This window comes from Streptomyces sp. NPDC031497, from assembly GCF_055580905.1.
This window is the reverse complement of sequence record NZ_JBVIKO010000030.1, coordinates 14,934-41,118: the sequence shown is the minus strand read 5'-3', so window position 1 is coordinate 41,118 and position 26,185 is coordinate 14,934. Positions and strand designations below refer to the sequence as shown.

Below are 26,185 nucleotides of genomic sequence, written 5' to 3'. Positions count from 1 at the left end.
CGACCTCGTCTTCCCCCCTCCGGCGTAGCGACGATGGACTCCCAGACCTCACAGTCATCCCAGGCATCACAGTCACCTCATACGTTCCAGGTCGACCTGCGTGGTCTGGTGGACCTGCTCTCCCACCATCTGTACTCCAGCCCCAAGGTCTACCTGCGCGAACTGCTGCAGAACGCGGTGGACGCCATCACCGCGAGACGGGCCGAACAGCCCGACGCCCCGGCCCGGGTGCGGCTGTACGCCGACGGCAGTGCTCTTCGCATCGAGGACAGCGGCGTCGGGCTCACCGAGTCGGACGTGCACAGTCTGCTCGCGACCATCGGGCGCAGCTCCAAGCGGTCGGACGGGCTGCAGGAGGCCCGTTCCGACTTCCTGGGCCAGTTCGGCATCGGGCTGCTGGCCTGTTTCGTGGTCGCCGAGCGGATCCGGGTGGTCAGCCGCAGTGCCCGCACTCCGGACGCGCCGCCCGTGGAGTGGACGGCCCGCGACGACGGCTCGTACACCGTGCGGACGTTGGCGCCCGAGGCCCGTCCCGAGCCCGGCACCACCGTGCATCTGGTGGCGCGGGCGGGTGCGGCGGAGTGGCTGGACGAGCGGCGGGTGCTCGCGCTGGCGCGGGACTTCGGTTCGCTGCTGCCCTACGACGTCCGGGTGGGCGACGAGGCGGTCACCGACCTGCCCGCGCCCTGGGACCGGCCGTACCCCTCCCCCAGCACCCGCCGGGTGGCGCTGGCCCGGCACTGTCAGGAGCTGTTCGGGTTCGCACCGCTGGACTCGATCGCGCTGGACGTGCCGCTGGCCGGGATCCGGGGGGTGGCGTACGTGCTGCCGTCGGCGGTCAGTCCCGCCCAGCGGGCCACCCATCGCGTGCACCTCAAGGGCATGCTGCTCACCGAGCGGGCCGAACAGCTGCTGCCGGACTGGGCCTTCTTCGTGCGCTGTGTCCTGGACACGGACAGTCTGCGGCCGACCGCCTCGCGCGAGTCGCTGTACGAGGACGAGACGCTGGCCGCCGTACGGGAAGCGCTCGGCGAAAGGATTCGGTCCTGGCTGACCGGGCTGGCGGCCGGCGATCCGGAACGGCTCTCGGCGTTCCTGTCCGTGCACCACCTGGGTGTGAAGTCGCTGGCCCGGCACGACCAGGAGATGCTGCGCACCATGCTGCCGTGGCTCCCCTTCGAGACCACGGACGGGCAGCTGTCCCTTGAGGAGTTCGCGCAGCGGCACCCGGTGGTGCACTTCACGCGGACCGTCGAGGAGTACCGGCAGGTCGCGCCGATCGCCTCCGCACAGGGCGTCGGGGTGATCAACGGCGGTTACACGTACGACAGCGAGCTGGTCGAGGCGCTGCCGTCGGTGCGGCCCGGGACGGTGGTCGCGGAGCTGGACGCCGACACCGTGACCGCGCATCTGGACACGGTGGATCCCGCGGAGGAGCTGGCGCTGGCGGGCTTCCTCGCGGCCGCGCGGGCGAAACTGGACCCGCTGGGCTGTGATGTCGTCCTGCGCGCCTTCCACCCGCTGTCCGTACCCGCGCTGCACCTGGACGACCGGGCGGCCCGGCACGAGCAGGCCCGCGCGGAGGCCGAGGAGCAGGCCGACGACCTGTGGGCGGGCATCCTGGGCTCGCTGCGCGGCAGCGCGCCCCGGGCGCGGCTGGTGCTCAACCACCTCAACCCGCTGATCCGGCGGATCAGTTCCCTGACGGATCCGGAGCTGATCGGCACCGCGAGCGAATCGCTCTACGGGCAGGCGCTGCTGATGGCCCAGCGCCCGCTGCGGCCCGCCGACTCGGCGCTGATCAACCGCTCGTTCATCGGCCTCCTGGAATGGGCCACTCATGGGGAGGGTGACCGCTGATGGACGAAACCGGCGGGATCGCGGACTTCGACTCGCTGCGCCACGCGATGGCCGAGAACTCCGAGGAGCCGGAGGGGCCCGCCCGCAACGCGCGCGCGGAACAGCTGCTGGTGGAGGCCGAGAAGCTGAACATCCCGCTCGCCGTGATCGAGGCGCTCGGGCACCAGCTGAAGGTCTACAACTACAGCTCCGAGAAGGACAAGATGTTCGTCCCGTTCGCGCGGTTGCTGCGCCTGTGGGACGAGCGGCCCGGGGACTTCGACGAGTACGAGACGCATTCGCTGCACTGGGTCTTCAAGTGGATGTCGGCCGGCATGCTCGACCAGCCGCACATCCCGCTCGCCTCGATCGAGAAGTGGCTGGGCGAGATGGAGCACCGCTACCGGCTCGCCGGGCACTCCGAGCGGGCGGTGCGCAGCGCCGAGTTCAGTGTCGCCGGGCACATCGGTGACTTCCCGCGCGCGGAGCGGGCGTACACGGCCTGGCTGGCGGCGGACCGGGACCGGATGGCCGACTGCCACGCGTGCGAACTGCACGGGCAGGGCGGCTGGCAGCTGCGCAACGGCAGGGACGCGGAGGCCCTGGAGCTGTGGCGGCCGGTCCTGGAGGGCGAGTACAGCTGCGCCCACGAGCCGCACACGGTCCTCGCCTCCTCTTTGGTGCCGCTGCTGCGCCTTGGCCGGGTCGACGAGGCGCGCGCCCACCATCTGCGCGGTTTCCGGCTGGTCCGCCCGATGGAGAGCATGCGGGGCGCGTACGCGGACCATGTGGAGTTCTGCGCGCTGACCGGCACCGAGGCGCGCGGTCTCGAGTTGCTGGCGGAACGTCCCGCCTACTTCACGGACACCGGGCAGCCGCGCAGCCGGATGGACTTCATGGCGGTGGTGACGCTGCTGATGGAGCGGCTCACCGAGCTGGGCCTCGGTGACCAGCGGGTGCCGGGCCCCGCCGGGCGGTCGTGGAGCGCCGGGGAACTCGCCGTCCACGCGCGCGCGGAGGCCCTGGAGCTGGCCGCGCGGTTCGACGCCCGCAACGGCACCTCCTATGTCGGCGACCAGCTGCGCGAGCGCATGGCCCAGCGACCGCTGGTGGACCGGCTGCCGCTGGGCGTACGGGTGGTGCGGACGGCGCCCGCCGGACCGCTCGCGCCGGTGGTGCGGGCGCCCGCGCCGGAGCGGGCGTCGCTGCCCGCGCTGCTCACCGAGGCGCGTCGGCTGTCGGACACGCTCCAGCCGCACGCCCTGGAGGCCTGGGCGGCGGTCGCGGAGGCCGCCGAGAGCACCGAGGTGGACACCTATGTCCGCGCGGAGATCGCCGACCACACGGCGATGGGCCGCGGCCCGGAGGGCGTCGAGCTGTTCGAGCGGGCGGCGGAGCTGTACGCGGAGGCCGGCGACGAGGGCGAGGCGATCGCGGCACGCGCGCGTGCGGCCTACGTCCGGGCGCTCTCCGGGGAGCTGGACGAGGCGACGGCGGCGATCGGCGAGCCGTACGACCGGATCCTCGCGCTGTACGCCGACGACGCCACCGGCGTGCGGCAGACGGCGTCCGTGCTGATGAGCCGGGCGCGGATCCTGATGCGGTGGGTGCACGAGCGGTCCGAGGGAGCCGCCGACGCCGAGCAGGCCGTACGGGAAGTGCTGGCGCTCGTCGGCGGGCGCGGCGGGTCCGACCTCCGGCTGGTGTCCCGGGCGGCCGAGGGGCGGGCGATGCTCGCCGAACTGGCCGAGCACGCCGGCGACGGGGAGCGGGCGGGCGAGCTGTTCCGGCAGGCGTCGGCGCAGTTCGTCGGCGCGGAGTTGCCGTGGTTCGCGGTGGAGTACGAGGTGCGGGTGGCCGCGCTCGCCCATGAGCAGGGCGACATGGCCGAGGCGGAGCGGGCGCTGCGTGCGGCCCTGGAGCACGGCGGGCCGTATGTGGAGCCGGTCGGGCGGGCCCAGCTGCATCTCCAGCTCGCCGAGGTGCTCGGCGGCCGGGGCGGGGCCGAGGAGGCCGCCGAGCACGCTTTGGAGGCCGCGCACTGGGCCGACGAGGCCGGGGAGAGCGGCACCCTGGGCGCCTGGGCACGGCACCAGCTGGGCGGCTTCCTGCTGCGGCAGGGGCGGTTCGCGGAGGCCGCCGAGGTGCTGGAGTCGGCGCTGGCCGACCTGAGCGCCGAGACGCACGGCGACGGCGCGGTCGTCCAGACCCAGTGGTGGCTCGGGGACTGTCTGAGCGAGCTCGGCGAACACCACGCGGCGGCCGAACGGCGGCTCCAGGCGGCCGAGATCGCCCGGCACTGGCCCGAGCAGCACGACCACGCCACCCTGGCGCACCTGGCCGCCGAGTCGCTGGGCAACGCGGGGCTGGCCGCCGAGGCGGACCAGGCGTACACGCGCGCGGGCGAGTTGTGGCGGGAGATGGGCAATGTGCACTTCCTGGTCCGCTCGCTGCGGGCGCGCGCCTGGCTGGCGCTGCGTACGGAGGCGGGCGCGGAGGGCGCGCGGAGGCTGATGGCGGCCGCGGTGGCGGAGTGCGAGACGGCGCTGGCGGCGCTCCCCACGCCCGCCGACCCGGCGGCCCGGGAGCGGCTCACCGGTGAACTCGGGCACACCCGCAGGCAGTTCGGTGATCTGCTGGCCCGGTCGGTGCCCGAGGACGCGGAGGACGCGGCGATCCAGGACGCGTTCGAGGCGGCGCTGATGGAGATGACGGCGGCGATCGCCGTCTTCGCCGAGCTGGGCGAGGACGGGCTGCACAGCCGTACCGGCGCCGAGCTCGCGGCGGGCTGGCTGGAGGCCGACCTGAGCCGGCCGGCGGACGCGGCGGCACGCGCGCGTGCGGTGCTGGACGCCTACGAGGGCGCCGACCCGGACGACGACACGGTCCGGGCCCGGCGGGCGGAGGCACGGCAGCTGCTGGAGCCCACGGAGGGGTGAAGGGGCGTGCGGTGGGGGCTCACTCGACGCCGATGAGGAGCGGGGCCCCCTGCCGGCCGCCGTTGTAGACCACCGTGTCGACGGCGAGGTACGCCTCGCGCACCCGTGCCTCCAGGCGTTCGGCGACGCCCTCGGGCGCCTCGTCGCCGAGGACGAGGGTGACCAGTTCGCCGCCGGCCTGGAGCATGCGGTCGAGGACGGTCTCGGCGGTGGCCGTCACGTCCGAGCCGATCACCGCCACGTCTCCGTCGACCAGGCCCAGCACGTCGCCGGCCTGGCAGATGCCGGCCATGGTCCAGGACTGCCGTTCCGCGACCACGACCTCGGCGTAGCGGGTGGCGCCGGCCGCCGAGGTCATCTGGACGACGTCCTCGTCGAAGCGGCGTTCCGGCTGGTGCACCGCGAGCGCGGCGATGCCCTGGACCGCCGAGCGGGTCGGGATGAGGGCGACCCGGATGCCCTCCGCGCGGACCTGCTCGGCCGCCGCGGCCGCCGTGTGCCGAAGGTCGGCGTCGTTGGGCAGCAGCACCACCTCGCGCGCGTGGGCACGTCGTACGGCGTCCACCAGTTCCCCACTGGCGGGCGGCTCCCCGGGGCGTGCGAGCACGGTGGTCGCGCCGGACTCGGTGTACAGCCCGACCAGCCCCTCCCCCGGCACCACGGCCACCACGGCGCGCTGTACCCGCTCGCGCGGTGGCTCCCCGCCGGTGTGCACGTCGCCCGCGCCGAAGTGCGTGATCCGGATCCGGTACGGCCGCCCCGCCTCGACGCCCGCCTCCACGGCGGCGCCGGCGTCGTCGACGTGCACATGGACGTTCCACAGGCCGTCGCCGCCGACCACGACCAGGGAGTCGCCGAGCGCGTCGAGCCGGGTCCGCAGCCGGTCCACGGCGGGGCCCCCGGCCTCCAGGAGGTAGATGACCTCGAAGGCGGGGCCCCCGGCCGACTCGGCGCAGGCGTCGGCCCGGGCGTCGGAAACGGTGTCCACGCGCGCGTGGACGACCGGTACCGCCCCGTACGCGTGTGCGTCGAAGGGCGTCGGGGTCTCCCCCGTGAACGCCTCCACCAGCGCTCCGAGCACCGTGACCAGGCCCCGTCCGCCGGCGTCCACCACCCCGGCCCGCTCCAGGGCGGCCAGCTGTCCCGGGGTCTCCGCGAGCGCCTTGCACGCGCCCTCGTAGGCGGCCCGTGCGATCGTCCCGCAGTCGCCCTCGGTCGCGTCGGCGGCGTCGGCCGCTGCCGACGCGACCGACAGCACCGTGCCCTCGACGGGGTGGGCCACGGCCTGGCGGGCGGCGTCGGCGGCGTGCCGCAGGGCGAGCCGCAGCCCCTCGCCGTCGATGTGAGCCGCCTCACCCTCGGTGAGGACCTGGGCCATGCCGCGCAGCAGCTGCGCCAGGATCGTGCCGGAGTTGCCGCGCGCGCCTATCAGGGCCCCGTGCGCCATCGCGCGGACCGCGTCGGCCAGGGTGGGGATCTCTTCGCCCAGCTCGTAACCGGCGAAGACGGCCTCCACGGCCCCGGTGGCCGACTCCACCGTCAGGTAGAGGTTCGTACCCGTGTCGCCGTCGGCCACCGGGTAGACGTTGATCGCGTCGATCTCCTCGCGCGCCCGGCCGATCGCCCCGAGCGCGAGACCGCACCAGGTGCGTACCGCGAGAGCATCGAAGAATGTCTGCGGCACCTGCGCCACCTGCGCCTCCTTGAGCTGGCCCGACGTGGTCGCAGCGTAGACCCCGGGAGGGTGTCCACCGGAAGTGGGCCGGGAGCCGGCCCCTGAGCTGCCATGCTAGTTTCGTCTAACCGACGCGGCCGTTGTATGCTGCTCCGGTTGCCCGATCTGATCGGGCCATTACCCCTGGCAATGCCACTCAAGATCTCAGATCCCCTGAATCTCGATCCCGGCACGCCGGGATTCAACCGTAAGTGCATCTGAAGTCTTTGGAGTGACCCGTGGCTGCCAACTGCGACGTCTGCGGCAAGGGGCCGGGCTTCGGCAACAACATCTCGCACTCGCACCGCCGTACGTCCCGTCGCTGGAACCCGAACATCCAGCGTGTGCGTACCGTGGTCGGCGGGACGCCGAAGCGCGTGAACGCCTGCACCTCGTGCATCAAGGCCGGCAAGGTCTCGCGCTGACGCACTGCTGCTAGCGCGCGGCCACAGCCGGTTCGCCGCACTGAGCCGGTCCACCTGAGGGTGGACCGGCTTTTTGCCGTGCCCGAAAGCCGGACCCGGTGAGCCGGACCCGGGGGGGGAGGACCGGAAGCCTGCCCGATCAGCCTCCGTGCCCGATCTGCCGCCAACGCCCGATCAGCCTCCGTGCCCGAAAATCGGAACCCCGGCAAACCGGGCCCTGCCAAGCTGGGCGGATGCGTTTCGGCATCCTCGGCCCCCTGGACATCCGCACCGACGACGGCACCCCCATCGACCCCGGCGGCCCCCGCCCCCGCGCACTGCTCACCCTGCTGCTTCTGGACGCCGGCCGCCCGGTCTCCGCGCAGCGCCTCGCCGAGGGCCTGTACGGCGCCGAGCCGCCCGTCGGAGCCGCCAACGCCCTTCAGTCCCAGGTCTCCCGGCTGCGCAGGCGGCTGGCACCGCACGCCGGTATCGATGCCACCGCCGCCGGTTACCGGGTCGCCGTCGCCCCCGACACCGTGGACGTGCACCAGTTCGAAACCCGGTCCGCGGCCGGCCGCGCCGCCCTCGCCGCCGGCGACCACCGGAACGCGGCGGCCCGGCTCCGGGAGGCGCTCACCCTGTGGCGCGGCGCCGCGCTGCCCGACCTCCCGGACGCGCACGCCGAGGCCGCACGGCTCGAGGAGCTGCGGCTGGCCGCCGTACAGGACCGGATCGAGGCGGATCTGGCGCTCGGCGAGGGTTCCGGGCTGGTGGCGGAGGTGCGGGCGCTGCTGGCCGCCCGTCCGCTGAGCGAGCGGCTGTACGGGCAGCTGATGCGGGCCCTGCACGCGAGCGGGCGGCCCGCCGAGGCGCTCACGGTGTTCGAGGAGGCCCGTCGTGCCCTCGCCGACCAGTTGGGCGCCGATCCCTCGCCGGAGCTGTCCGCGCTGCACCTGGAACTGCTCAGGGGAGCGGAGCCCGAGCGGCCCGGGCTGCCGGGCCAGCTCACCCGGTTCGTCGGCCGCGAGCCCGAGCTCGCCCGGATCGCCGACCTCCTGGCCGGCTCCCGCCTGGTCACGCTCACCGGCCCCGGCGGTGCGGGCAAGACGCGGCTGGCGGTCGAGGCGGCGACCAGGATCCAGGCCGCCCGCACGGGAAAGGGCGCGCGCGGGGGCGACGGCGTCTGTTTCGTCGAGCTGGCGCCGCTGGGCGACGGCTCCCAGATCCCGTACGCCGTCCTCACCGGGCTCGGTGTCCGCGAGGGTCTGCGCAGCCCCGCCGCCGACACCACCGACCGACTGCTGGCCGCCCTGGAGGAGCGCGAGTTGCTGCTCGTCCTCGACAACTGCGAGCACCTGGTCGAGGCGGCCGCCAGGATCGCCGCCCTGCTCCTCGCCTCCTGTCCGGGCGTGCGGATCCTCGCCACCAGCCGGGAGTCCCTGAACATCACCGGCGAGGTCCTGGTCCCGGTGCCCCCGCTGCCGCCGGAGCCGGCGGAGCGGCTCTTCCTGGACCGGGCCCGCGCGGTGCGCCCCGGTTTCGACGGCCACGCGCGCGTGCCGCACATCTGCGCCGCCCTGGACGGGCTGCCGCTGGCCATCGAACTGGCGGCGGCCCGGCTGCGCACCCTGACCCCCGACGAACTCGCCGACCGCCTGGACGACCGCTTCCGGCTTCTCTCGCGCGGCGACCGCTCCAAGGCGCCCCGGCACCGCACCCTGCGCGCGGTCGTCGAGTGGAGCTGGGATCTGCTGGACGAGGAGGAGCGGGAGCTGGCGGGCCGGCTGACGGTGTTCTCCGGGGGCGCGACGCTGGCGGCCGTGGAGGCGGTGTGCGGGCTGCCGTATCCGGAGGACCTGCTGGCCTCGCTGGTGGAGAAGTCGTTCCTGGAGGTGTCCGAGGGCCGCTACCGGATGCTGGAGACGATCCGCGCGTTCGCCGCCGAGGGCCTGCCCGACCCGGGTGGCCTGCGGGACGCGCACGCCGGGTACTTCCTGCGGCTGGCCGAGGAGGCCGAGCCGCAGCTCCGGGGCGGCGGGCAGCTGCCCTGGCTGGAACGGCTGTCCGCCGAGCACGGCAACCTGGACGCGGCCCTGCGCCATCTGGTGCGCCACGGCCCGGAGGACGCCCTGCGCCTGATGGCCGTCCTGTCCTGTTTCTGGCGGCTGCGCGGGCTGCACGGCGAACAGGTGACGTCGGCACGCGAACTGCTGGCCGCCGTGGGGGACGCGCCGCCGCCGGGGCTGACGGAGGAATACGTGCTGTGCGCGATCAACGTGATCCTGGGCGACGGCGACCACGCGGCCGGCGGTGCGGCGGGCGGCGACGAAGGGCTCGTCGCGCGCGTGGACGCTCTGATGGCCGGGTGCGAAGGCCCCTTGCGGCTGCCGTACGTCCTCATGCTGTGGTCGATCGCGGCCGGCCCCCGGCCGGCGACCGACGAGCGGGCCCTCGCCCTGGCCGGCGACGACCCCTGGGCGCGTGCGCTGCTCGATGTGGGCCTGGGTTTCCGGGACCTGCTCGCGGGCCGGCCACGGGAGGCGGAGGAGCGCTTCGTCCGCGGGCTGGACGGATTCCGGGCGACGGGTGACCGCTGGGGGATGGCCAACTGCCTCGACCCGCTCGGCATGTCCGCCCACGCGCGCGGGGACTCGCGCCGCGCCCTGGAGCTGCTCGACGAGGGGCTGGCGTACATGCGCGAGCTGGCGGCGCCCGAGGAGACCGCCGACCTGCTGCGCGCCCGGGGCACCGTGCTGCTGCACCAGGGCGACACGGCGGGCGCCGAGGCCCACTTCGAGCAGGCGCTGACCCTCGCCCGTGGTGCCGGGCTCCCCGACAAGGTGGCGGGCGCCCGGCGCGGTCTCGGCGACGCCGCCCGGCTCTCCGGGGACACGGCACGCGCGCGCGTGCACTACGAGAACGCCCTCAGGGAGTGTGCCGCCAACTGGTTCAGCGTCGGCGAGACGGTCCGGATCCTCATCGGGCTCGGCCGCACGGCCGCCACCGAAGGGGACACCGAGGCGGCCCACGACTGGTTCCGGCAGGCCGCCGAACTCGCCGTCGACGGCCCGGGCACCCTCGAACTCGCCGACGCGGCGGAGGCGTTGGCGTCGGTCGCTGACTCGGCCGAGCGGGCCGCCGTACTGCTCGGCGCGGCGACGGCCCTGCGGGGCGCCCGCGCCGAGGCCGACCCGGACGTCGTAAGCGTCGAGCGGGAGGTACGCACGAAGCTGTCGGCCGAAGCCTACGACCAGGCCTTCGACCAGGGCCTACGGCAGCGGTCAGCCGCGGTCAGCGAACGGTAGGAGGACGGTCAGCGCCCCCGCCGAAGCTCATCGCATGACCCAGAACCGCACACCGAAGAACCCCACGCCGAAGAACCCCGCCTGGAAGCACCTCGGCCACCTCAGCGTCCTGATCTCCGGCGCCAGCGTCGCCGGCCCCGCCCTCGCCCTGAACCTCGTCCGGCTCGGCGCCCGCGTCACCGTCGTCGAGAAGGCCCCGGAACTGCGCGGCGGCGGCTTCGCGGTCGACTTCCGCGGCCATGTCCACCGCACCGTCCTGACCTCCATGGGCATCTGGGACGAGGTCCACGCCCGTCAGACCCACATGGGCCGCCAGACCGTCGTGGCCGCCGACGGCAGCCCGCGCGTGGACCTGCCCGCCGAGCTGATGAGCGGGGACGTGGAGATCCTCCGCGGCGACCTCGCACAGCTGATGTACGAGCGCACCGAGGACGACGTCGAGTACGTCTTCGGCGACTCGATCGCCTCCCTCGCCCAGGACGCCGACGGTGTCGACGTCACCTTCGAGCGGGGCGCTCCCCGCCGCTTCGACCTGGTCGTCGGCGCGGACGGCCTGCACTCCCACACCCGCCGGCTCGTCTTCGGCGACGAGTCCCGCTACCTGCGGTTCTTCGACCACTACGTGGCCGGCTTCGACGTCCCCAACCACCTCGGCCTGGACCGCACCGGCCGGGTCCACAGCGAGCCCGGCCGCGCGGCCGTCATCGGCAACTACGACGGCGACCCGGACCGCGCGGGTGCGCTGCTGGTCTTCGGGTCGGAGGAGCTGTCGTACGACCGGCGGGACGTCGCGGCGCAGAAGCGGATCGTCGCGGACCGTTTCGCCGGCTTCGGCTGGGAGGGCCCGGCCCTGCTCAAGGCCCTCGATGAGGCCGACGACCTGTACTTCGACGCGATCGCCCAGATCCACGTCGACCGCCTGGTCGAGGGACGGGTGGCGCTGCTCGGGGACGCCGGGTACGGGGCGACCATGGGCGGGATGGGGACGGGTGTGGCGGTCGTCGGCGCCTATGTCCTCGCCGGTGAACTCGCCCTCGCGGGCGGCGACCACCGCACGGCGTTCGCCGAGTACGAGTCCCGGATCCGGGACTTCGCCAAGGGTTGCCAGAAGATCTCCGGGAACGCGGGCCCGTTCTTCGCCCCGCCGACCGAGCGGCACATCCGCAACCGGGACCGCATGTACCGGGTCCTCGGCTCACGCCCGCTGGCCCGCTTCTTCAAGAGGATGACGGAGAAGGCGGCCACCGGCATCAAGCTGCGGGAGTACCCCTACTGAGGGCCCCGGCCCAGGGCCCAGCCGTGGTCCACCGGCCCGATCCCGGCGCCGAGTGCGAACCCGGCGGCGATCGCCCCGGTGACGTACTCCTTGGCCGCCGCCACCGCCTCCGGCACGGACCGCCCCTTCGCGAGCTGCGACGCGATCGCGGACGCGAGGGTGCAGCCCGTGCCGTGCGTGTGCCGGTTGTCGTGCCGGGGGGCGCGCAGCCGGAACTCGTCGGTGCCGTCCGTGAGCAGGTCCACGGCCTCGCCGGGCAGATGCCCGCCCTTGATCAGCACCCACTTCGGTCCGTACGACAGCACGGCCGCCGCGGCCCGGCGCAGCTCCGTCTCCGACTCGACGTGTACGCCGGTGAGTTGGGCCACCTCGTCGAGGTTGGGGGTGGCCACGGTGGCCAGCGGGAGGAGCTTGGTGCGGACCGAGTCCAGGGCGGAGGCGGCGAGCAGGGAGTCGCCGTGCTTGGAGACGCCCACCGGGTCGACGACCACGGGCGCGTCGGTGCCGGCGATCAACTCCGCCACCGTCTCGACGAGTTCGGCCGAGGCGAGCATCCCGGTCTTCACCGCGTCCACACCGATGTCGTCGACCACGCTCCGGTACTGGGCCCGCACCGCCGCCACCGGCAGCTCCCAGGCGCCCTGCACGCCCACGGAGTTCTGCGCGGTCACCGCCGTGATCACGCTCATGCCGTGCACACCCAGTGCCAGCATCGTCTTCAGGTCGGCCTGGATCCCGGCCCCGCCACCGGAGTCGGAGCCCGCGACCGTCAGCACGCGCGGGAGGCTCATGACTCGATGTCCCCGAAGTGGTCCCAGCCGCCCTTGCTGGTCCAGGGCGCCCCGTCGACGGTCACCTGCGGCAGCGCGGACGGGTTGAGGACCTCACCGATGACCTTCCAGCGGGCGGGCAGCTTCACGTCCGGCGGGAAGGTGGCCACGATCGCGTGGTCCTCGCCGCCGGTCAGCACCCACTGGATCGGGTCGACGCCGACGGCCTGTCCGATGTCGTTCATCTGGGAGGGGACGTCGATCGCGCCGGAGCGGATGTCGATGCGGACCTTGCTGGCCTCGGCGATGTGCCCGAGGTCGGCGATGAGCCCGTCGCTCACGTCGCACATCGCGGTCGCGCCGAGGCCGGCGGCGGCCGGGCCCGCGTGGTAGGGCGGCTCGGGGCGGCGGTGCGCCTCCACGAAGGCGCGCGGCGAGCGGAAGCCCCGGGAGAGCACCGCGTAGCCGGCCGCTGACCAGCCCAGCCAGCCGGTCACGGCGACCAGGTCGCCGGGCTGGGCGCCGGCCCGGGTGACCGGCTCCTGGTTGCGCAGATCGCCGAGCGCGGTGATGGACACCATGATCGTGTCGCCGCGGACCACGTCGCCGCCGACCACCGAGGCGCCGGCCACCTGGCACTCGTCGCGGATGCCGTCCATCAGCTCGCTGGGCCAGGTCACCGGCAGTTCGGCGGGGACGACCAGGCCGAGCAGCAGCGCGGTCGGCACGGCGCCCATGGCGGCGATGTCCGCGAGGTTCTGTGCGGCCGCCTTGCGGCCCACGTCGTAGGCCGTGGACCAGTCGCGGCGGAAGTGCCGGCCCTCCAGCAGGATGTCGGTGCTGGCCACGACCCTGCGGTCGGGCGCGGCGACCACCGCGGCGTCGTCGCCGGGGCCGACCCGGACCGCCGGAGTGGTGGTGAGACGGGAGGTGAGCTCCCTGATGAGCCCGAACTCCCCCAGCTCACCAACAGTGCCCTTCATTGCCCTTACGCCCCTTCTCTGCCTTGCCGTGCCCGCTCGCGCGTCATCATCGTCCTGGATACGGTCGAGGTGACCGTCAACTTCTGTCGTGCCTGCACCCTGGCGCGCAAGCCCCTGTCCGCGCAGGTCTCCCCGCGGTGAGCGGCGACGCGATACCGTGGCGTTCCTTTTCCCCACATGATCCTCGTGGCCGCCCTGGAGGTTCCGTGGTACAGGCGTACATCCTGATCCAGACGGAGGTCGGCAAAGCGTCGACCGTCGCCGAGTTCATCAGCAAGATCCCTGGAGTCATCCAGGCCGAGGACGTGACAGGACCGTACGACGTCATCGTGCGCGCACAAGCGGAGACGGTCGATGAACTCGGTCGGCTCGTGGTCGCGAGAGTCCAGCAAGTGGAGGGCATCACGCGTACTCTGACCTGCCCGGTCGTCCATCTGTAGCCCCCGTCTAGGCTTGGCCGGTGAACATTTTCCGTCACCGGCCATTCGGTCTGCCCGCGCTCGCCGTGCTGATGACCGCGGCGGCGGCCTGCTCCTCGGCAGACGACGCCCCGTCGGCGGCGGTTCCCCGTCCGGGCGCGGCGGTTGCCAAGCTGTGCCGGAACCTCGACGAGGGGTTGCCGAAGAAGGTGGACAAGCTCGCCCGGCGGGACCCCGAGCCCGCCTCCGCGCTGACGGCGGGCTGGGGGGACCCCGCGATCATACTGCGCTGTGGTATCGAGCGGCCTGCGAAGATGGCCGACCCCGAAGCAGACGGGGTCGAGGTCAACGGGGTCGGGTGGCTGCTGGAGCAGGAGGCCGACAAATCGTTCCGGTTCACCACGACGTTGCGGAAGGCGTATGTCGAGGTGACGATCCCTGCGGGGCGGACCGGGGATGGCATGGCGCCGTTGGTGAGCTTGGCGCCTGCCATCAAGAAGGCGATTCCGGAGGGGGTTGCCGACTAGGCGCCGTACATGGAGCCGTCGCGTGTCGGGTGCCGGTGCGTCGTGGCTGGTCGCGCCCACGCGGCGGAGCCGCATGTCAGACACGGCCCCGCGCCCCTTTCGGGGCGCTTCAGCGCAGGCCGGTCGAACGGTTCAGCGCTGCCTGGATCAGGCGGTCGATGAGGTCCGGGTAGCTGACGCCCGTCGCCTGCCACATCTGGGGATACATCGAGATCGGCGTGAAGCCGGGCATCGTGTTGATCTCGTTGATCACGAAGTCGCCGTCCTCCGTGAGGAAGAAGTCCGCGCGGACCAGGCCCTCGCAGGACGCGGCCTCGAAGGCATCCACCGCGAGCGCCTGGATCTCGGCGGTCTCCTCGGGGGTCAGCGGGGCCGGGACGATGCCGGGGGTGGAGTCGATGTACTTGGCCTCGAAGTCGTAGTACGCGTGCGTGCCGGCCGGCGGGATCTCGGCCGGCACCGAGGCACGCGGGCCGTCCTCGAACTCCAGGACGCCGACCTCGATCTCACGGCCGCGCAGCGCCGCCTCGACCAGGATCTTCGGGTCGTGGGTCTGGGCGGTGGCGATCGCCTCGTCCAGGCCGGAGAGGTCGTCGACCTTGGTGATGCCGATCGACGAACCGGCCCGCGCGGGCTTCACGAACAGCGGCCAGCCGTGCTCGCCCGCGAAGTCGACGATCCTCTTGCGGGCGGCGGCCTCGTCCTGCTTCCACTCGCGAGGCCGGATCACCAGGTAGGGGCCGACCTTGAGCCCGAACGAGGTGAACACCCGCTTCATGTACTCCTTGTCCTGGCCGACGGCCGAGGCGAGCACGCCGGAGCCGACGTACGGGACGCCGGAGAGCTCCAGGAGGCCCTGGAGGGTGCCGTCCTCGCCGTAGGGGCCGTGCAGCATCGGGAAGACGACGTCGACCTCGCCGAGCGCCTTGGGCACGGAGCCGGGCTCGCTGTAGACGACCTCGCGGTTGGCCGGGTCGACGGGGAGCAGCACGCCGCCGTCGGTGGACTCGGCGAGGTCCCCGACCTCCGGCGTACGGCGGTCGGTGATCGCCATGCGTTCCGGTGCGTCGGCGGTGAGCACCCAGCGGCCTTCCCTGGTGATGCCGATCGGCAGGACGTCGTACTTCGTCCGGTCGATGGAGCTCAGGACGGCTCCGGCGGTGACCATGGAGATCCCGTGCTCGGAGCTGCGACCGCCGAACACGACGGCCACACGCGGCTTGCGAGCGGGCTGCTCAGGGCTCTGGGGGAGGTTCTCGGTGCTCATATCGGGTTGAGAGTACCCGGTGGTAGGGCCCCGATACAGCGTCCGCGGGGTGCGTTCGCTCAGCGTCGCTCGGGCTTCGCGCTGCGCGACATCAGCTCCTTGAGGGCGACCACGGGCGGCTTGCCCTCGTGCACGATGTCGACCACCGTCTCGGTGATCGGCATCTCCACGCCGTGCCGGCGGGCCAGATCCGCCACGGACTCGCAGGACTTGACGCCCTCGGCGGTCTGCCGGGTGACCGCGATGGTCTCCTCCAGGGTCATGCCCTTGCCGAGGTTGGTGCCGAAGGTGTGGTTGCGGGACAGCGGCGAGGAACAGGTCGCCACCAGGTCGCCGAGACCGGCGAGGCCGGCGAAGGTCAGCGGGTCGGCGCCGAGCGCGACACCGAGGCGGGTGGTCTCGGCGAGGCCACGGGTGATCAGCGAGCCCTTGGCGTTGTCGCCGAGGCCCATGCCGTCGGCGATGCCGACCGCGAGCCCGATGACGTTCTTGACCGCGCCGCCGAGTTCGCAGCCGATGACGTCGGTGTTGGTGTACGGCCGGAAGTACGGCGTGTGGCAGGCGACCTGGAGGCGCTGGGCGACGGTCTCGTCGGTGCAGGCGACCACGGCGAGGGCCGGCATCCGGGCCGCGATCTCCCGGGCCAGGTTGGGGCCGGTGACGACCGCGATACGGTCCTGGCCGACCTTGGCGACGTCCGCGATGACCTCGCTCATCCGCATGGTGGTGCCGAGTTCGATGCCCTTCATGAGGGACACCAGGATGGTGCCGGGCGCGAGCAGCGGCGCCCAGTCCGCGAGGTTGGCGCGCATGGACTGGGACGGCGCCGACAGGACGGTGAAGTCGGCGCCGGCCGCGGCCTCGGCGGGGTCGGTCGTGGCCCGCAGGTTCTCGGGGAGTTCCACGCCGGGCAGGTAGTCGGGGTTGGTACGGCCGGAGTTGATCGCCTCGGCCACCTCCGCCCGCCGCGCCCACAGGGTGACCTCGCACCCGGCGTCGGCGAGCACCATCCCGAAGGCCGTACCCCACGAACCCGCGCTGAAGACCGCCGCCTTGGCAGGCATGCTCACTTGCCGCTCTCCTCTTCCAGACCGCTCTGCGCACGCGTCCGGCGCCGCTGCTCGATCCGCACCTGGCGTGGATCGTAGGGGGTCTCCGGGGCCTTCTCGCCGCGGATCTCCTCCAGCTGGCGGGTGATGGCGGCCATGATGACCTCGGTCGCCTCCTTCAGGACGTCCTGCGTCATGTCCTTGTCGTAGAAGCGCGAGAGGTCGACCGGCGGACCGGCGAGGACGTGGTGGGTCTTGCGGGGCAGCAGGTTGAGCTTCTTCGCGTACGGCGGCAGCAGTTCGTTGGCGCCCCACTGGGCGACCGGGATCACCGGGCACTTGGTCTGCAGGGCGACCCGCGCGGCGCCGGTCTTGGCGGTCATGGGCCACTGGTCCGGGTCGCGGGTGATCGTTCCCTCGGGGTAGAAGGCCACGCACTCGCCGCGTTCCACGGCGTCGATCGCGGCCCGGAAGGCGCTGAGGGCGTCGGTGGACTCGCGGTAGACGGGGATCTGGCCGGTGCCCCGCATGGCGGCGCCGACGAATCCCTTCTTGAAAAGCCCGCTCTTCGCCAGGAATCTCGGAACGCGCCCCGTGTTGTACTGATAGTGCGCGTAGGCGAAGGGGTCGATGTGGGAATTGTGGTTCACCGCGGTGATAAATCCGCCCTCGGCCGGAATGTTCTCCATTCCACGCCAGTCCCGCTTGATCAGGACCACCAGCGGCGGTTTGCAGAGCACCGCAGCGAAGCGGTACCAGAAGCCGATTCTCCGGCGGGGCACGCGCACACCTTCCTCTAGGACTTCTTCCCGGTATCCGGGACTTCTTCTCCCGGACCGGGGGCCGGGAGAAGTGTCGCCCCGGTCCGCCGGTCTGTCGAGGAACACCGTACGCCTCGCTGCCGCGCCTGCCCCGGGGCCCGGGTGACAATGAGGCAACGAGGGAGGGACGGTACGTCGGTGCAGTGGACCTTGGTGATACCCCTCAAGCCCCTGGCGCGAGCCAAGAGCAGGCTCGCGGACACCGCGACGGACGGTGTGCGTCCGGGACTGGCCCTCGCCTTCGCCCAGGACACGGTGGCCGCGGCGCTGGCCTGCCAGGCGGTGAAGGATGTGGCGGTCGTCACGGACGACACGCTGGCCGGGCGCGAGCTCTCGGCGCTGGGCGCGCGGATCGTCCCGGACACGCCGGGAGGCGGCCTGAACGCCGCTCTGCGGCACGGCGCGGCGGTCGTCCGCGCGTCGCGTCCGGAAAGCGCGGTGGCGGCCCTGAACGCCGATCTGCCGGCGTTGCGTCCGCTGGAATTGTCCCGGGTGCTCGACGCGGCCACGGAATTCCCGCGCGCTTTCCTGGCGGACGCGGCGGCTATCGGCACGACCCTGCTGGCCGCGACCCCCGGAAATGAATTGGCGCCCGCATTCGGCCCGGATTCCCGCGCCCGCCACACCGCCTCGGGTGCCGTGGAACTGCCGCTGGCCGGCGTGGAGTCGGTACGCCAGGACGTGGACACCGGCGCGGACCTGCGCACGGCCCTGGCCCTGGGCGTGGGCCCGCGCACGGCGGCGGTGGCGGCGCGGCTGCTGATCCCGGGCCAGTAGGCTGCGCTCATGCAGGCGACCGCATACACGTACGATCCCGAGACCCGCAGCGGCCAGGTGCTACTGGACGACGGGACTCCGGTGCCCTTCGACGGGGCGGCTTTCGCAGCCGGGGGCTTGCGGCTGCTGCGTCCGGGTCAGCGGGTGAGAATCGAGACGGAGGGCGCCGGAGCAGACCTCCGGATCATCCTGGTGACCTTGCAGACACTCTGAGGCGAGTCACCAGGGGCGCGGGCCGTGTCGATGTGCGGCTACCGCCGCGGGGCGCGACCGGCCCCAACGGCGCCGCACCCGAACTCTTGGTACGCCAAAAACACCGCGGGCCGGACTCCCCAGGGGAGTCCGGCCCGTCGCGTGAGTATCCCAACCCCGCAGTGAAGCGAGCCCTGCCCTAGCGCGCGGCCGTCTTCTTGGCGGTGGCCTTGCGAGCCGTCGACTTCTTGGCCGGCGCCTTCTTGGCGGTGACCTTCTTGGCCGGAGCCTTCTTCGCCGCCGCCTTCTTGGCCGTGGCCGTGGTCTTCGCGGTCGCCTTCTTCGCCGTGGTCTTCTTGGCGGCGGCCGTCGTCTTCTTCGCGGCGGCCGTCGTCTTCTTCGCGGTGACCTTCTTCGCGGTCACCTTCTTGGCCGTGCTCTTCTTCGCCGCCGCCTTCTTGACCGTCGCCGAAGCACCGCCGGTCAGGCTGCCCTTGGGCGCCTTCTTGACCGCGACCTCACCGCCGCGCGGGAGCTTCTTCGAGCCGCTCACCAGGTCCTTGAAGCCCTGGCCGGCACGGAAGCGCGGCACGGAGGTCTTCTTGACCCGAACCCGCTCGCCCGTCTGGGGGTTGCGGGCGTAACGCGCCGGGCGGTCCACCTTCTCGAAGGACCCGAAGCCCGTGACCGAGACCCGGTCACCCGCGACGGTCGCGCGGACGATGGCGTCCAGGACCGCGTCGACGGCCTCGGCCGCCTGCTGGCGGCCGCCCATCTTGTCGGCAATCGCTTCTACGAGCTGCGCCTTGTTCACGTCTTCCCCTTCGGAGACATCGCCAGAACGAAAGTGTTCAAGCTTTTTCGCACGTTAGGCAGATATATACCGCAAATCAAACACGAAACGGGCTTATCACCCTTGTGCCGCAACGGATTCGGTCGTCCAGGACGGTCCAGTCAGCGTTCCTCTTCGGGGAATCGACCCGCGTCGAGGTCCGTGTTGAACCGTTCCAGCCGCCTTGCCGCGTCGGCGAGGTCGTGCTTGGCCGCGGCCGTAATGACCAGCAGCTTCCGGGTCAGCGCCATCCGTACGCCCTCCGGGACTTGCAGTGCGCGCACTCTTGTGTGCGCTTCCTTCAGTTGGCCCGCGACCGCCGCATAGAGCTGGAGTTGGCCGTCGTGTTCCATGCACAGATTGTGCCATCTGGGGCGAGTTGTCGCCTGCGCAGGGGGCAACTGCCGCCTCAAATGGCCTTCCGGGCACTTGCGGAAGCCGCGGATACAGCACTCACTTACCCCTACAACATCCTTCCTAACGTGGGAAGTTGGCAAGACCTGCGACAACGCAAGCGTCCGTTCGGGTGCAGACATGGCTGTACCCCCAATCGTGGCGATCGGGGGTACAGGCGAGGCGTGGCGGTGGCTGAAACCAGCCGTATTCAGATGTGGTCGATCAGGCCGGAAGCGGGCTCCGGATCAGGCCTGGAGCGTCCGCGGCTTGTACGTCGGCCGCTTGGCCTCGTACGTGGCGATGTCGGCCTCGTTCTGGAGGGTGATGGAGATGTCGTCCAGCCCGTTCAGCAGCCGCCAGCGGGAGTTCTCGTCCAGCTCGAAGGAGGCGGTGACGCCCTCGGCGCGCACCTCGCGGTTCTCCAGGTCGACGGTGATCTCGGCCTGCGGGTCGTTCTCGGTGAGCTCCTGGAGCGCCTCCACGATCTTCTGGTCCAGGACCACCGTGAGCAGGCCGTTCTTCAACGAGTTGCCCCGGAAGATGTCGGCGAAGCGGGAGGAGATCACGGTCTTGAAGCCGTAGTTCTGCAGGGCCCAGACGGCGTGCTCACGGGAGGAGCCGGTGCCGAAGTCGGGGCCGGCGACCAGGACGGACGCCCCCTGCCGCTCGGGCCGGTTGAGCACGAACTCGGGATCTTTGCGCCAGGCCTCGAACAGCCCGTCCTCGAAACCGTCCCTGGTGACCTTCTTGAGCCAGTGAGCAGGGATGATCTGGTCGGTGTCGACGTTGGAGCGGCGCAGCGGGACGGCCCGGCCGGTGTGCGTGGTGAAAGCTTCCATGGCTGATCAGACTCCAGCGGGCGTACGAACGTCGGCGTCGGACAGGTCGGCGGGCGAGGCCAGGTGGCCCAGGACGGCCGTGGCGGCCGCGACCTGCGGCGACACCAGGTGGGTACGGCCGCCCTTGCCCTGCCGGCCCTCGAAGTTGCGGTTGGAGGTGGACGCGGAGCGCTCCCCCGGGGCCAGCTGGTCCGGGTTCATGCCCAGGCACATTGAGCAGCCCGCGTGCCGCCATTCGGCGCCGGCGTCCTTGAAGACGACGTCCAGGCCCTCGGAGACGGCCTGCAGACCGACTCGCGCGGAGCCGGGGACGACCAGCATCCGTACACCGTCGGCGACTTTGCGGCCCTCGACGATCGCGGCGGCGGCGCGCAGGTCCTCGATGCGGCCGTTGGTGCAGGAGCCTACGAAGACGGTGTCCACCTTGATGGACCGCAGCGACTGACCGGCCTCCAACCCCATGTACTCCAGAGCCTTTTCGGCGGCGAGGCGCTCCGAAGCGTCTTCGTACGAAGCCGGGTCGGGGACGTCCGCCGAAAGCGGTGCGCCCTGGCCGGGGTTGGTGCCCCAGGTGACGAACGGCGAGAGGGCGGCGGCGTCGATGTGCACCTCGGCGTCGAAGACCGCGTCCTCGTCCGTCCTCAGGGTCTTCCAGTACTCGACCGCCGCGTCCCAGTCGGCGCCCTCGGGGGCGTGGGCGCGGCCCTTGATGTACGCGAAGGTGGTCTCGTCGGGGGCGATCATGCCCGCGCGGGCGCCGGCCTCGATGGACATGTTGCAGATGGTCATGCGGGCCTCCATCGAGAGCTTCTCGATGGCGGAGCCGCGGTATTCCAGGATGTAGCCCTGGCCGCCGCCGGTACCGATCTTGGCGATGATCGCCAGGATCAGGTCCTTGGCGGTGACGCCCTCGGGCAGTTCGCCGTCGACCGTGATGGCCATGGTCTTCGGGCGGGCCAGCGGCAGCGTCTGGGTGGCCAGCACATGCTCCACCTGGGAGGTGCCGATACCGAACGCGAGCGCGCCGAAGGCGCCGTGCGTGGAGGTGTGCGAGTCGCCGCAGACGACGGTCGTGCCGGGCTGCGTCAGACCCAGCTGCGGGCCGACGACGTGCACGACACCCTGCTCGACGTCGCCCAGCGGGTGCAGCCGGACGCCGAAGTCGGCGCAGTTCTTGCGCAGTGTCTCCAGCTGGACGCGCGAGACCGGGTCCGCGATGGGCTTGTCGATGTCGAGGGTGGGGGTGTTGTGGTCCTCGGTCGCGATGGTGAGGTCGAGGCGGCGCACCTGGCGGCCGTTCTGGCGCAGACCGTCGAAGGCCTGCGGGCTGGTCACCTCGTGCAGCAGGTGCAGATCGATGAAGAGGAGGTCGGGCTCGCCCTCGGCGCGCCGGACGACGTGGTCGTCCCAGACCTTCTCCGCGAGTGTCCTACCCATCGCTTTCCCTCCGGCCGGCAGACGTGCACCGGCCCAACTAGAGATCTTGAGGTAGCGGCTGCCCGTTCTCCGGGCCCCTGAAGTCGTGGTTCCGGGCGTCCGCCGCCGGGCCCGTCGGTCCGCGGGCCACTGTGTCTCTCCAGAGTGGCGCGTTCCACCGAAAATTGAACTTGCGTTTCACAGAGTGAGACGTGAGTATCGTTGCATGGACAACAGTAGCGGCGTCGGCGTTCTGGACAAGGCGGCCCTTGTCCTGAGCGCTCTGGAGTCCGGTCCGGCCACCCTCGCGGGTCTGGTCGGGGCCACCGGACTGGCACGACCCACGGCTCACCGGCTGGCCGTGGCTCTGGAACACCACCGCATGGTGGCACGCGACATGCAGGGCCGTTTCATTCTCGGTCCGCGACTCGCGGAACTGGCCGCGGCGGCCGGCGAGGACCGCCTGCTCGCGACGGCGGGCCCGGTGCTCACGCACCTCCGGGACATCACCGGCGAGAGCGCGCAGCTCTATCGCCGCCAGGGTGACATGCGGATCTGCGTGGCCGCGGCGGAACGCCTGTCCGGTCTTCGGGACACGGTCCCGGTCGGCTCGACGCTGACGATGAAGGCGGGTTCCTCCGCGCAGATCCTGATGGCCTGGGAGGAGCCGGAGCGGCTGCACCGCGGCCTCCAGGGCGCGCGCTTCACGGCGACGGCCCTGTCGGGTGTCCGCCGCCGCGGATGGGCGCAGTCCATCGGCGAGCGCGAGCCGGGGGTCGCGTCGGTGTCGGCGCCGGTGCGGGGGCCTTCCAACCGGGTGGTGGCGGCCGTCTCCGTCTCCGGCCCCATCGAGCGCCTGACCCGTCACCCCGGGCGCATGCACGCCCAGGCCGTGATCGACGCGGCGGGCCGCCTCTCCGAGGCACTGCGCCGCACCGGCTGACGCTCCCTACCGGAAGGGGCCCGCCTCAACGCCGCGGCAGGCCTCTTCCGACGGAAGTGCAACTCCCTAGAGACGCGGGGAACTGCGCGACCAGCCACGTGCTGCCCACGCTCGCCCAGTGACCGCAGCCCCCACGGCGCAGAATGTGCCACCACAAGCCGTCAGCCGTCGGCGACGCCTCGTGGCGGATCGCGCAGTTCCCCGCGCCCCTACGGGGCGCTCCGGTAAGCGAACCGGTCCTTCCCGTAGCGCCCCCGGCGCTCCAGCGGCAGCACTCCGCTCGCCGCGCCCAGGCCGAACTCCGGCATGTCGAAGTAGATCGACTCGTACCCGCCCTCGGGCGCCACGTATGTCTCGTGCCACAGGCCCACATGGCCGCGGACCTTCCCCGCGCGCTCCTTGCGGTTGACGATGCTCCACATCCTGTGATGCAGCGTCTCCGGCGAGCTCGCGTACGCGTACAGCTTCTCCTTCGACTCCCAGTACTGGACGACGTAGTACGTCCGCGGTGAGGCCGTCAGCAGGACGCGCCCCAGCAGCCCGCGGCCGGGGTCCCGTTCGAGCTCCCGCAGCATGCGGAACATCGACAGCCCGACCGGCAGCCACTGGTGGACCGCCCAGAAGTGATTGACGCGCATGCCGATCAGCAGGACCACCGCGTCACCCTCACGAGCCGCGGTCGTACGGCCCGGAATCGGTTTGGCGAACATGACGACACCCCCGGATCCTCATCGGATAGCAGCACTATCCTTCTCTTGGATGCTTGGATAGTGGCACTTACCAAGGAAGGGCGCAAGACATGCGGCTTGCCCAGCTGAGCGAGCGCAGCGGCGTGTCCGCCGCGACGATCAAGTACTACCTGCGCGAAGGCCTGTTGCCGCCGGGCCGCCAGGTCAACACCACCACCGCGGAGTACGACGAGGAGCATCTGCGCCGGCTCCGTCTGGTCCGCGCGATGATCCAGGTCGGCCGGATCCCCGTCGCGACGGTCCGCGAGGTGCTCGGGCATGTCGACGACGACTCGCTGGGCCGCACGATCAGGGTGGGCGCGGCGCTGTGGGCGCTGCCACAGGTCCCGGAACCGGACGACGAGGACGAGTTCGTGCGGAGCGCGCACCGGGAGGTCGGCACTCTGCTGGACGTCCTCGGCTGGGAGAACGCCAAGCAGCTCACGACCATCTCCCCCGCGTACCGTCGGCTGGTGGTCGCGGTGGCCGCGTTCCGCCGGCTCGGTTACGACTGGGACGCCGAACTGCTCGTCTCGCACGCGAAGTTGATGCACCAGGCGGCGATCACCGACCTGGACTTCCTGGAGACGCACGCGTCGGAGGAGGAGAAGGTGGAGGTCGCGGTGGCCAGCGCGGTCCTGGTGGAGCCGATGCTCCAGGCGCTGCACCGACTGGCCCAGGAGGAGGAGACGGCCCGCCGCTACGGCTTCGAGTGAGCCGCACGACATACGGCGGCACGACGAAGGCCCCCCACCGAAGTGAGGGGCCTCGCTCTGCTTTCCCTGTACCCCCGACCGGATTCGAACCGGCGCTACCGCCTTGAGAGGGCGGCGTGCTAGGCCGCTACACAACGGGGGCGTGGATCTTGCGTTTCCGCAGATCCGAGCTGGTCTACCTGGACTCGAACCAAGACTAACTGAACCAGAATCAGTCGTGCTGCCAATTACACCATAGACCAATGACGGTTTAGACCAGTTCGTACCCCCGACCGGATTCGAACCGGCGCTACCGCCTTGAGAGGGCGGCGTGCTAGGCCGCTACACAACGGGGGCCCTAGCGATCCTTCGATCACCGTACCCCCGACCGGATTCGAACCGGCGCTACTGCCTTGAGAGGGCAGCGTGCTAGGCCGCTACACAACGGGGGCTTGCGGATGTGATCCGCGCGTGCAGATGAGCTCTGCGAGCTGGCCTACCTGGACTCGAACCAAGACTAACTGAACCAGAATCAGTCGTGCTGCCAATTACACCATAGGCCACTGGAACGCAAGCCCCTGAGGGGATCTTGTTCTAGCTTCGCGCCTTCGGTTCCGGCCTTTCGGCCCGCTCCCCGGCGGCGCAGGAAGAACATTACCTGAAGGTGGACGGGGCTCCAAAACGGGTATCGGCGCGGAGGATCGCGGGCAGTTCGGCGAGGGAGCCGATCCGGTGGCCGCCGGCCGGCGCGCTCCCGGCCCCGTGCCGGTCCAGCCAGACGGACAGCAGTCCGGCGTCCGCGGCACCGCGTCCGTCGATCTCCGGGTGGTCGCCGACGTACGCGACCTGGTGCGGGGCGAGTTCCAGCGCCTCGCAGGCGGCGAGGAAAGCGCCGGCCGCAGGCTTGGAGACGCCCAGTTCGGCGGCGCAGAGGATCGCCTCGAAGCGGTCGTGGACACCGAGCGTGCGCAGTTTGTGGTCCTGGACGTGGAGACTCGAGTTGGAGAGCACGGCGTGTCGGTGGCTGTCCGCGAGCGCGTCCAGGGCGGGCAGGACGTCAGGGAAGAGGACCCAGACGGCCTCGTAGTGCGTCCGGTACCGGCGAAACCAGTCGTCGGCCTCGGCGTCGGTGAGCTCCGTCTCCAGGAACACCCGTACCCGTTCGCGCCGCTGGTCCTCGAAGGAGAGGCCGCCCGCCGCAAACCGCGCCCACTGCTGTTCGGTGATCTCCCGCCACCGCACCAGCGCCGCCTCCGCGCTCTCCCAGCGCGCGAGCAGCCCCTCCGCCGCCAGATGCGCCCGCATGCCCTCGCGGTCGGCGCTCGTGTAGTCGAAGAGAGTGTCGTCCACGTCCCAGACCACGGCACGAACAGTCATGACCCGACGATAACGCGCGCCGGACGGGCACCTCGGCGAAAGAGGTCAGGCGTGGATACCCCACCAGGTGAAGCGGCCGGGCTCGATGCCGTACTGGTCCACGACGCTGTACGGGCTGCTGTACACGGCATCACCGTTGGAGGAAGTGCGGAGCATGTCGCTGTTGTAGTTCGTCAGCGCCTCCCCGTAGTCCCACCACTGCCCGGTACTGCCGCCGCAGGGGCTCGTCCACACCACGTTCGTCGCGGTCTTCTGGTCCGTGGTGAGGCAGTCGCCGTTGGCCCTGCTGACCAAACGGTGGAACGTGTTGCCGGTGAGGTCGGTGAACGCCTCGCTCCCCCAGTACCAGTTGCGGCTGGACAGCGAGTCGTTACAGGTGTCCGACCAGACGCTGGCAGTCGTACCGGATGCGGTGAGGCAGGTGCCTTCGTACTCGTTCGTGAACGTCCAGTTGGTAGCGGCGGACGCCGGGGTCAGCATGCCCGCGGCGACAAGCATCACGGATGCGAGGCCAGCAGGAACAAGCAGTCGCTGTGCAGTTCTCCAGGGTGACATGAGGCGAGATTGCCGAAACCTTGTGAAGATCACACAAACCCGCCATGAACACTTCACCGCCCTCGTGCTCAGCAGAGAGAGTGGCACCCGCCCGGTACGACGAAGGGACGGCCCCGCGA

At 71.6% G+C, this 26,185-nt stretch carries 24 protein-coding genes and 5 tRNA genes; 11 read left to right on the top strand and 18 right to left on the bottom strand.

The features are described 5' to 3' along the window. The first annotated feature begins 33 nt into the window (after positions 1–33). On the top strand, positions 34–1,860 hold the full coding sequence (locus tag ACZ5K7_RS40615) for an HSP90 family protein (protein ID WP_351705363.1): 1,827 nt from the start codon (positions 34–36) through the stop codon (positions 1,858–1,860). Beyond that, positions 1,860–4,778: a tetratricopeptide repeat protein gene (locus tag ACZ5K7_RS40610; RefSeq protein WP_468922153.1), complete on the top strand. Its 2,919-nt coding sequence runs from the start codon at positions 1,860–1,862 to the stop codon at positions 4,776–4,778. Before ACZ5K7_RS40615 ends, ACZ5K7_RS40610 begins: the two co-directional genes overlap by 1 nt. Positions 4,779–4,797: 19 nt before the next feature. Here ACZ5K7_RS40610 and ACZ5K7_RS40605 read toward each other — a convergent pair whose 3' ends face one another. Beyond that, on the bottom strand, positions 4,798–6,471 hold the full coding sequence (locus ACZ5K7_RS40605; protein ID WP_351705357.1) for a DAK2 domain-containing protein: 1,674 nt from the start codon (positions 6,469–6,471) through the stop codon (positions 4,798–4,800). Positions 6,472–6,731: 260 nt separating this feature from the next. Here ACZ5K7_RS40605 and rpmB point away from each other — a divergent pair, with 260 nt between their 5' ends. From rpmB to ACZ5K7_RS40590, 3 genes are all read left to right on the top strand, one after another. Continuing rightward, positions 6,732–6,917, top strand: coding sequence for a 50S ribosomal protein L28 (rpmB, locus tag ACZ5K7_RS40600; RefSeq protein ID WP_003993230.1), 186 nt, complete (start codon positions 6,732–6,734; stop codon positions 6,915–6,917). A 233-nt stretch (positions 6,918–7,150) separates the two neighbouring features. Beyond that, complete coding sequence (locus ACZ5K7_RS40595) at positions 7,151–10,204, top strand: AfsR/SARP family transcriptional regulator (protein WP_468922150.1); 3,054 nt, start codon at positions 7,151–7,153, stop codon at positions 10,202–10,204. Positions 10,205–10,238: 34 nt separating this feature from the next. Further along, positions 10,239–11,480 (top strand): FAD-dependent monooxygenase, encoded by a 1,242-nt coding sequence (locus tag ACZ5K7_RS40590; protein WP_468922148.1) that lies wholly within the window; start codon positions 10,239–10,241, stop codon positions 11,478–11,480. Here ACZ5K7_RS40590 and thiD read toward each other — a convergent pair. Then, complete coding sequence (gene thiD, locus ACZ5K7_RS40585) at positions 11,474–12,271, bottom strand: bifunctional hydroxymethylpyrimidine kinase/phosphomethylpyrimidine kinase (protein WP_351705348.1); 798 nt, start codon at positions 12,269–12,271, stop codon at positions 11,474–11,476. The genes ACZ5K7_RS40590 and thiD overlap by 7 nt on opposite strands. After that, positions 12,268–13,233, bottom strand: a complete 966-nt coding sequence (locus tag ACZ5K7_RS40580) for a thiamine-phosphate kinase (RefSeq protein ID WP_351705346.1) — start codon at positions 13,231–13,233, stop codon at positions 12,268–12,270. The genes thiD and ACZ5K7_RS40580 overlap by 4 nt, the downstream gene beginning before the upstream one ends. A 206-nt stretch (positions 13,234–13,439) precedes the next feature. Between ACZ5K7_RS40580 and ACZ5K7_RS40575 the strand changes: the two genes are divergently transcribed. Both ACZ5K7_RS40575 and ACZ5K7_RS40570 read left to right on the top strand, forming a co-directional pair. Beyond that, positions 13,440–13,673: an Lrp/AsnC family transcriptional regulator gene (locus tag ACZ5K7_RS40575; RefSeq protein ID WP_351705343.1), complete on the top strand. Its 234-nt coding sequence runs from the start codon at positions 13,440–13,442 to the stop codon at positions 13,671–13,673. A 20-nt stretch (positions 13,674–13,693) separates the two neighbouring features. Further along, on the top strand, positions 13,694–14,179 hold the full coding sequence (locus ACZ5K7_RS40570) for a DUF3515 domain-containing protein (RefSeq protein ID WP_351705341.1): 486 nt from the start codon (positions 13,694–13,696) through the stop codon (positions 14,177–14,179). Between the two features lie 109 nt (positions 14,180–14,288). Here the strand turns inward: ACZ5K7_RS40570 and ACZ5K7_RS40565 are convergent, their stop codons facing one another. From ACZ5K7_RS40565 to ACZ5K7_RS40555, 3 genes are read right to left on the bottom strand one after another with little or no spacing between them, the layout of a single operon-like run. Beyond that, on the bottom strand, positions 14,289–15,446 hold the full coding sequence (locus ACZ5K7_RS40565) for a D-alanine--D-alanine ligase family protein (RefSeq protein ID WP_468922143.1): 1,158 nt from the start codon (positions 15,444–15,446) through the stop codon (positions 14,289–14,291). A 59-nt stretch (positions 15,447–15,505) separates the two neighbouring features. After that, complete coding sequence (locus tag ACZ5K7_RS40560; protein WP_468922140.1) at positions 15,506–16,516, bottom strand: NAD(P)H-dependent glycerol-3-phosphate dehydrogenase; 1,011 nt, start codon at positions 16,514–16,516, stop codon at positions 15,506–15,508. Beyond that, positions 16,513–17,277: a lysophospholipid acyltransferase family protein gene (locus ACZ5K7_RS40555; RefSeq protein WP_351705332.1), complete on the bottom strand. Its 765-nt coding sequence runs from the start codon at positions 17,275–17,277 to the stop codon at positions 16,513–16,515. Before ACZ5K7_RS40555 ends, ACZ5K7_RS40560 begins: the two co-directional genes overlap by 4 nt. A 177-nt stretch (positions 17,278–17,454) precedes the next feature. On the opposite strand from ACZ5K7_RS40555, the gene cofC reads away from it, so the two are divergent. Then, positions 17,455–18,093, top strand: a complete 639-nt coding sequence (gene cofC, locus ACZ5K7_RS40550) for a 2-phospho-L-lactate guanylyltransferase (protein WP_468922136.1) — start codon at positions 17,455–17,457, stop codon at positions 18,091–18,093. Positions 18,094–18,102: 9 nt separating this feature from the next. Continuing rightward, positions 18,103–18,306: a hypothetical protein gene (locus tag ACZ5K7_RS40545; RefSeq protein ID WP_351705326.1), complete on the top strand. Its 204-nt coding sequence runs from the start codon at positions 18,103–18,105 to the stop codon at positions 18,304–18,306. 178 nt (positions 18,307–18,484) lie between these two features. Here ACZ5K7_RS40545 and ACZ5K7_RS40540 read toward each other — a convergent pair whose 3' ends face one another. From ACZ5K7_RS40540 to leuC, 4 genes are all read right to left on the bottom strand, one after another. Then, the gene (locus ACZ5K7_RS40540; protein WP_351705323.1) at positions 18,485–19,099 is read right to left on the bottom strand and encodes an HU family DNA-binding protein; all 615 of its coding nucleotides are present in this window, start codon (positions 19,097–19,099) and stop codon (positions 18,485–18,487) included. 140 nt (positions 19,100–19,239) lie between these two features. Continuing rightward, positions 19,240–19,470, bottom strand: a complete 231-nt coding sequence (locus ACZ5K7_RS40535; protein WP_351705320.1) for an SCO5555 family protein — start codon at positions 19,468–19,470, stop codon at positions 19,240–19,242. A 288-nt stretch (positions 19,471–19,758) separates the two neighbouring features. Beyond that, on the bottom strand, positions 19,759–20,352 hold the full coding sequence (gene leuD / locus ACZ5K7_RS40530) for a 3-isopropylmalate dehydratase small subunit (RefSeq protein WP_468922131.1): 594 nt from the start codon (positions 20,350–20,352) through the stop codon (positions 19,759–19,761). A 6-nt stretch (positions 20,353–20,358) separates the two neighbouring features. Then, positions 20,359–21,789 carry a 3-isopropylmalate dehydratase large subunit gene (gene leuC / locus ACZ5K7_RS40525; RefSeq protein ID WP_351705314.1) on the bottom strand — a complete coding sequence of 477 codons (1,431 nt, stop codon included), beginning with the start codon at positions 21,787–21,789 and terminating at the stop codon, positions 20,359–20,361. Positions 21,790–21,994: 205 nt separating this feature from the next. On the opposite strand from leuC, the gene ndgR reads away from it, so the two are divergent. Further along, positions 21,995–22,711, top strand: a complete 717-nt coding sequence (gene ndgR, locus ACZ5K7_RS40520) for an IclR family transcriptional regulator NdgR (RefSeq protein WP_003993203.1) — start codon at positions 21,995–21,997, stop codon at positions 22,709–22,711. A 209-nt stretch (positions 22,712–22,920) separates the two neighbouring features. Here the strand turns inward: ndgR and ACZ5K7_RS40515 are convergent, their stop codons facing one another. Continuing rightward, a complete protein-coding gene (locus tag ACZ5K7_RS40515) occupies positions 22,921–23,421 on the bottom strand; it encodes a DUF4188 domain-containing protein (protein WP_468922126.1) in 501 nt (166 codons plus the stop codon). Positions 23,422–23,510: 89 nt separating this feature from the next. Here ACZ5K7_RS40515 and ACZ5K7_RS40510 point away from each other — a divergent pair, with 89 nt between their 5' ends. After that, positions 23,511–24,155 (top strand): MerR family transcriptional regulator, encoded by a 645-nt coding sequence (locus ACZ5K7_RS40510; RefSeq protein WP_468922123.1) that lies wholly within the window; start codon positions 23,511–23,513, stop codon positions 24,153–24,155. Between the two features lie 69 nt (positions 24,156–24,224). Here the strand turns inward: ACZ5K7_RS40510 and ACZ5K7_RS40505 are convergent. The 7 genes from ACZ5K7_RS40505 to ACZ5K7_RS40475 all read right to left on the bottom strand — a co-directional run bounded on the left by ACZ5K7_RS40505 (position 24,225) and on the right by ACZ5K7_RS40475 (position 26,012). Then, positions 24,225–24,297 (bottom strand) — tRNA-Glu (locus tag ACZ5K7_RS40505). 28 nt (positions 24,298–24,325) lie between these two features. Then, positions 24,326–24,397: transfer RNA gene (locus ACZ5K7_RS40500), tRNA-Gln, on the bottom strand. A 21-nt stretch (positions 24,398–24,418) separates the two neighbouring features. After that, positions 24,419–24,491 (bottom strand) — tRNA-Glu (locus tag ACZ5K7_RS40495). Positions 24,492–24,513: 22 nt separating this feature from the next. Further along, a tRNA-Glu gene (locus ACZ5K7_RS40490) sits at positions 24,514–24,586 on the bottom strand. Between the two features lie 39 nt (positions 24,587–24,625). Then, positions 24,626–24,697, bottom strand: a tRNA-Gln gene (locus ACZ5K7_RS40485). Between the two features lie 91 nt (positions 24,698–24,788). Further along, entirely contained in the window at positions 24,789–25,511 is a 723-nt protein-coding gene (locus ACZ5K7_RS40480; protein WP_468922121.1) for an HAD family hydrolase, read from the bottom strand. A 45-nt stretch (positions 25,512–25,556) separates the two neighbouring features. Further along, entirely contained in the window at positions 25,557–26,012 is a 456-nt protein-coding gene (locus ACZ5K7_RS40475; RefSeq protein ID WP_468922118.1) for a hypothetical protein, read from the bottom strand. Between the last annotated feature and the right edge of the window lie 173 nt (positions 26,013–26,185).

What these genes read in the sequence shown, in the direction of transcription:
- ACZ5K7_RS40590 (WP_468922148.1), top strand. Translation starts at nt 10,239, where the DNA reads ATGACCCAGAACCGCACACCGAAGAACCCCACGCCGAAGAACCCCGCC.
- leuC (WP_351705314.1), bottom strand. Translation starts at nt 21,789, where the DNA reads ATGGGTAGGACACTCGCGGAGAAGGTCTGGGACGACCACGTCGTCCGG.
- ACZ5K7_RS40480 (WP_468922121.1), bottom strand. Translation starts at nt 25,511, where the DNA reads ATGACTGTTCGTGCCGTGGTCTGGGACGTGGACGACACTCTCTTCGAC.
- ACZ5K7_RS40510 (WP_468922123.1), top strand. Translation starts at nt 23,511, where the DNA reads ATGCGGCTTGCCCAGCTGAGCGAGCGCAGCGGCGTGTCCGCCGCGACG.
- ACZ5K7_RS40565 (WP_468922143.1), bottom strand. Translation starts at nt 15,446, where the DNA reads ATGAGCACCGAGAACCTCCCCCAGAGCCCTGAGCAGCCCGCTCGCAAG.
- ACZ5K7_RS40535 (WP_351705320.1), bottom strand. Translation starts at nt 19,470, where the DNA reads ATGGAACACGACGGCCAACTCCAGCTCTATGCGGCGGTCGCGGGCCAA.
- ndgR (WP_003993203.1), top strand. Translation starts at nt 21,995, where the DNA reads ATGGACAACAGTAGCGGCGTCGGCGTTCTGGACAAGGCGGCCCTTGTC.
- ACZ5K7_RS40595 (WP_468922150.1), top strand. Translation starts at nt 7,151, where the DNA reads ATGCGTTTCGGCATCCTCGGCCCCCTGGACATCCGCACCGACGACGGC.
- ACZ5K7_RS40615 (WP_351705363.1), top strand. Translation starts at nt 34, where the DNA reads ATGGACTCCCAGACCTCACAGTCATCCCAGGCATCACAGTCACCTCAT.
- ACZ5K7_RS40545 (WP_351705326.1), top strand. Translation starts at nt 18,103, where the DNA reads ATGCAGGCGACCGCATACACGTACGATCCCGAGACCCGCAGCGGCCAG.
- ACZ5K7_RS40515 (WP_468922126.1), bottom strand. Translation starts at nt 23,421, where the DNA reads ATGTTCGCCAAACCGATTCCGGGCCGTACGACCGCGGCTCGTGAGGGT.
- leuD (WP_468922131.1), bottom strand. Translation starts at nt 20,352, where the DNA reads ATGGAAGCTTTCACCACGCACACCGGCCGGGCCGTCCCGCTGCGCCGC.
- thiD (WP_351705348.1), bottom strand. Translation starts at nt 12,271, where the DNA reads ATGAGCCTCCCGCGCGTGCTGACGGTCGCGGGCTCCGACTCCGGTGGC.
- ACZ5K7_RS40580 (WP_351705346.1), bottom strand. Translation starts at nt 13,233, where the DNA reads ATGAAGGGCACTGTTGGTGAGCTGGGGGAGTTCGGGCTCATCAGGGAG.
- ACZ5K7_RS40610 (WP_468922153.1), top strand. Translation starts at nt 1,860, where the DNA reads ATGGACGAAACCGGCGGGATCGCGGACTTCGACTCGCTGCGCCACGCG.